The sequence below is a fragment of the Candidatus Woesearchaeota archaeon genome (assembly GCA_003694805.1).
Classification (GTDB): domain Archaea; phylum Nanobdellota; class Nanobdellia; order Woesearchaeales; family J110; genus J110.
In genome coordinates this window covers 1-5,058 of record RFJU01000095.1, presented here as the reverse complement: position 1 = coordinate 5,058, position 5,058 = coordinate 1, and the positions used below count along the sequence as shown (strand labels likewise).

Genomic DNA, 5,058 nt, shown 5'->3' with positions numbered 1-5,058 from the left:
TTTTAAAGCGTGAAACAGATTTTTCGCTTAAAATGGCTCAGAAGACACGAAAAAAAGTTTTCATCGTCATCGCCGCCTTTAACGAAGAAAAGGCTATTGGAAGAGTCATTAAAGGATTGCAAAAGAACAAGTATACCAACATAGTGGTTGTTGACGACTGCTCAGCGGACAGGACGGCAGAGGTGGCCAGACGAGCAGGAGCGATTGTGCTTCGGCACGCGGCGAACAAAGGGCAAGGCGCCGCGCTCAGGACTGGAATGAAGTACGCGCTTTCCAAAGGTGCAAACTATATTGTCCATTTCGATGCGGACGGCCAGCATCGTCCCGACGAAGTAAAAGACTTGTTAACGCCACTCTTTGATGGGCAAGCAGAGGTTGCACTGGGCTCTCGTTTTCTCGGCAAAGACCCAACAGGAATTCCTTGGTTTCGTCGTTTCGCACTCAAAACTTCCGTCTTCATTCTCCGCGTATTCTACGGCCTGCCAGTAACGGATGCACACAACGGGTTTCGAGCAATGACGGCGAGAGCGGCGAGAAAGATACGGATCACTCAGGACAGGATGGCGCACGCAAGCGAAATTATCGAACTCATAGCCAAACACAAGCTTTCTTGGATTGAGGTCCCGGTACACATTCGCTACAATAAGTATTCTCTGAGAAAAGGTACGAGTTCAATCCCTGTTTGGATAGGCATTCTTGCAAGAATGATCTGGAAGCGATTTTCTCATTTCTTTGCACGCTAAGTAACGTCGCTGCTGACAAGGGGTTGTACGTCACGGGTCTTCGCCTGCCTTCGCAACAGTCTTGTTTTAGAGCCCGCCACCTTTTTTAGTATCTATTTTGCAGTGGTGAATTTCGCAAACTATTTAAGTGAGGGTTTCCTCCTCCCCGCCCACCATGGTGCAAGAACACCTCACCAAGCAAGCAAGAGACATTCTTCGCGAAACAACAGCGCAACTCAAGCGAGCACGAAGAAAACGCAACGCCGGAAGAGAGGACAACAGCGATTACGATGCCATCTCCTGGCAAGCACTCAAAGAAGAAGCATTTGCGAACGTTCTCGCAGGAACCGCACCCGGCGCTTGGCTCTACAAAGACCGCTTTGAACAACTCCGCGAACTTCGTTCCCGTCTCGAAGCAAGGGACGATGTCAGCGTCGCAACGCTTGACGTGATCGACCTCGCCACGAGCAAACTCATTGACGTCTACAATACACGCCGGCAACGCCAAGCAGAAAAAAAGCACCGGTCGTACACGCCGCGCTCACTAGAAGACGTTCTCACACCGCAGCACCATAAGGAAAGCGCGCCAACCCCGAGCACGCTTGCACAAGAACCGTGGCATAGCTCATCAACCGTTTCAAGCCCCATCCTTGGCGAGGAAATCACCACGTCACTTCTGTATGACTCGCACAACCTTTCAGACAACGCGCTTCTCACGCCACTTGACGACCTTATCCGCACTCCATCTTCAACAGAAGAAGCATACTCCGCTCCTCGCCACAAGACGCATTCACGCTGGCACCGTATCAAGCACCGTATGAAGAGGAGCCTTTCCGTTGCAAGCGCAACGGCGCTCACCCTCCTCGCAGCGTACGCTACAACAGGACGCCAGCCCCCCGCGCCTTCCACACTACCTTCCGTGCCGACCGCGCCAGCGGTGACGAGAACGATAGAGAATGCGCCAAGCACGACAAACACACAAGACAAACACCTCGAACGCTTTACAGAACGAAACACACCCAAACAACGTGCAGAGGCGAGTGCAATCATTTATGACGTATATGTGGAGGCAGGAGACGGCATCACCGGCCTTAACAATTCCCAACTCGATCCACAAACACTCCGTCGAGAAGACGACGACGTCTACCGCATCGCGCTTAACTCGCAGACGAACAAGCCAGAACTTTCGCTGCAAGAAGAGGACGGGTCGTGGAAGCGGGTAGAGCAGATTGTTCTCTCAGAAAACCAACGCTGTGTAGCGGTTATTGGAGCACGGTACGGAACTGAAGATCCACAAGACGTTAAACTCGATATAGGGTGGCGCGACTACGGCCCCAACGGCCGCCGTGACGGGAACAGAAAACCAGGAACGAACAAGTCAATCAACGGGGACGATACCTTGAACCCTGTGGGAATGGCGGCGCCTCCAGAGCCTGGCGTATGCCCGGAAGAAGAAGGCTGGTTTGTGAGCAAGGACGGCCAAATACGCGGGGAAATTTCCATCAATATCGAAGACAAAGAACCCCCGCACGAACTCGGAGCAAGCATAGCCATTCCTATCGTGAAAACCGCGAGCCCTCCTTCGACGTTAACCGTAGACCTTCCAGAAGAAACACCTCCTCTTCCAGAGCCTGATGCAACACCGGAAATCGTTGAAAAGATAGAACTGCCAGTCCCAGCTCCTTGCAAGCACCGTTTGCTTTTCAGCATTGGCGCGCCACAGTCAATCACCGAAGACTTCACCATCACAGGCAACATAGGAACAGCCAGAGGAGAACCAGGAACACTCAACTACCGCCTAGGAACAATCGACGGCGCACACGCGTACACGGCGTCGTGGTGGGGCTGCAACACTGCTCTCGCCTTCGATGCCGCCACCTACACGCTTCTTGGCGACACCAGCGCAAGCACCGGCGCAGGAGACGATAAAGGCTTTGTCTCTTTTGAAACGCTCGCTGCAAACGTTCAACGCCGAAACGTTCGATTCATGACAACACTCTTCGGCAAGGACAGCGACCGCCTGCGCCTCCTTCTCGAAGCCCAACAATCCAGCATTGATACAGAGGCTGTTTTTGAATACTACAGGCCTGGTTCGCTCTTCCTTGACACCGCAGCGAGCAAAACCCATCAAAATCGCTGGAGCGTCGGGACAACACTTGCATGGACGCCTGAAGGAAGCCTTGCCGGCAGCGGACTTCGCCTTGGCGCAGGCGTTGTCCGCCACGACTGGAAGCTCTCTCGCTCAAGCGCGCCCGAAGGACTGCCGCTCCTTGCCTTGAACGATTACCGGACCGTGACAGGAACAGGGTGGTATGCCCACTTTGCGGGGAACTACATAGGAAAACACTTCGACGTCACTGGAAACTTTTTCACAAGCCAGTCTTTTTCCAACACGCCAGGGCCTGACGAAATCGCTTTTGACACAACCGGCTACGACCTCACAGTCAGAGGGAAATTGCCACTCACGTTCTGGTCAAGCAACCCTGATAACCGTGAACGATGGGAACTCTTCATCCAAGCAGGACTACAACACATCAATGGGAATGTCGCGTTCGGGCCACCAATACAACAAACCCACAAGACGAGCCAAGACCTCTTCGGCCTCGAATTTGGCATACAATACCGCTGGTGATGTTGCGAGCGACCTTTCTCTTTTCACACCCCTCCTTTCCGCTCCCAAGAATCAGCCGCAAACAAAAACAACACCCTGCCAAGCACAAAACGAACACCCCAACTGCAAGTACAAAATTCATAAAACGTCCGGCTGAACCACGCAAAAAACAAGCAAGCTTTAAATACCACCAAGACTAGAAGAACCAAAAAAAGAAGCACAAAGAAAAAACCAACATTCCGCGAGTGCAATCAAACGTATAAGGAGGAGCAAAAAAAACAATGCACCAACAAAGAACGCCCAAGAATGCCTGCTCTTTCAACTCTTCACAACTTCCAGTACGTCCAGCGCCGCGGCGAGGAACAACACCCCGAGAGGGCATCCTCACAAGAATCCTCGCAACCTTTGCCCTCCTCATCTTCACAACCCTCCTCGCCTCACCTGCCCTCTCCTCCAGCAACACAACAACACCTCCACTCATCAGCGGCCAACAAGGGCGCTTCATCCCGCTTACCTACCCGTACGAGGACGAATACGAACCCGTCCCGACACCTTTTTTCCCCCGAAGCGGCCCTCAATACTTGCCAGGAAGCTACATCATCACTGAAACGTCTTACGCACCCCCCATCCAGCAAGGATGTCAAATCCCATACAACTACGTCTACCTTGACGACCTTGACTGCGACAGCATCCCTGACGCAGCAGACAACTGTCCCGGCGTCCAAAACCCGGACCAATACGATACCAACACGAACGGCATCGGTGACGCGTGCGACCTCATTATAGAAGCCGTCACCGTCACGCCACAACCTGTTCTCGATGGAAAAGCGTTCTCTGTTGACGTAAAACTCGCCAACCTGAGACCGACCCCTGTTCACAACGTGAACGTTGAACTTCTCATGCCGTCTCTCGGTGTTCGTAGAGTTCAAAACTTCGGCACAATACGTCCGTACAGCACTGCAAGCATTCGATTCGTCCAAAAAAACGCTCCTTGCCCCAAACCAGGCGTACATGACCTCTACCTTCGCGCAACTTCCCCAGCGCTCTCCGGGAACCAAGAACAAGTCGTGTACCGGGCAAAAGTTGATGCGCTTCCCTCCCCTGCATGTCAGCAAACAACCAACTACTCTGCACCACTCACCATCGTTGACGTCCTCGAAATCCAAGACGTCACGCCAGGCCAGACGGCCCGCTTCCCCTTCACTATCACGAATACTGGAGCAGAAGCCAAAGCGTACACGATTGAACTTCTTGGCGTGCAAGGCTGGGCGAGCTACACAGTGCAACCAGGGGCGCTCTTCGTCGTCCCGCCAGGCGCCAAAGTCGCAGGCGAACTGCAACTCGCCGTCACGCCATCAAAGCAACCCGGCCCGCAAACGTTCATCTTCCAGGTCGCCTCAACCGATGACGTTGTCCAACAACTCATCGTCGCCCGCATTCAACAACCAACATCCTTCGGGAGCTCGTTTCCCTTCTTTTTCATCACTGCGGTGGTCATCGTGGCACTGATGCTTTACGCAATCGTCTTAGCGGTGCACCGAGCCTCCCGCAAGAAACGAAGGTGCCAATAACTACTCGCGATACTGGTTTAAGCGATACCTGCAAATACCTACTGCAAGGCAAATGGTGTCGCCGCCCGCCTTTTCCTCTTTTTCTTCTTTCTTTTCTTCTTTTTTTTGCCTTTTTCAGCCCTCCAAAAACAAAAATTTGTCACCACTTAAGAAT

General features: G+C 52.8%; 4 protein-coding genes. All 4 read left to right on the top strand.

Features of this window, described 5'->3' with window-relative positions:
* Nucleotides 1–32: 32 nt before the first annotated feature.
* Nucleotides 33–743, top strand: a complete 711-nt coding sequence (locus D6783_03330) for a glycosyltransferase family 2 protein (protein ID RME52943.1) — start codon at nt 33–35, stop codon at nt 741–743.
* Nucleotides 744–897: 154 nt separating this feature from the next.
* Nucleotides 898–3,354 (top strand): hypothetical protein, encoded by a 2,457-nt coding sequence (locus D6783_03325; protein ID RME52942.1) that lies wholly within the window; start codon nt 898–900, stop codon nt 3,352–3,354.
* A complete protein-coding gene (locus D6783_03320; GenBank protein ID RME52941.1) occupies nt 3,354–3,533 on the top strand; it encodes a hypothetical protein in 180 nt (59 codons plus the stop codon). The genes D6783_03325 and D6783_03320 overlap by 1 nt, the downstream gene beginning before the upstream one ends.
* A gap of 81 nt (nt 3,534–3,614) precedes the next feature.
* Nucleotides 3,615–4,904 carry a hypothetical protein gene (locus tag D6783_03315; GenBank protein ID RME52940.1) on the top strand — a complete coding sequence of 430 codons (1,290 nt, stop codon included), beginning with the start codon at nt 3,615–3,617 and terminating at the stop codon, nt 4,902–4,904.
* Nucleotides 4,905–5,058: the final 154 nt, after the last annotated feature.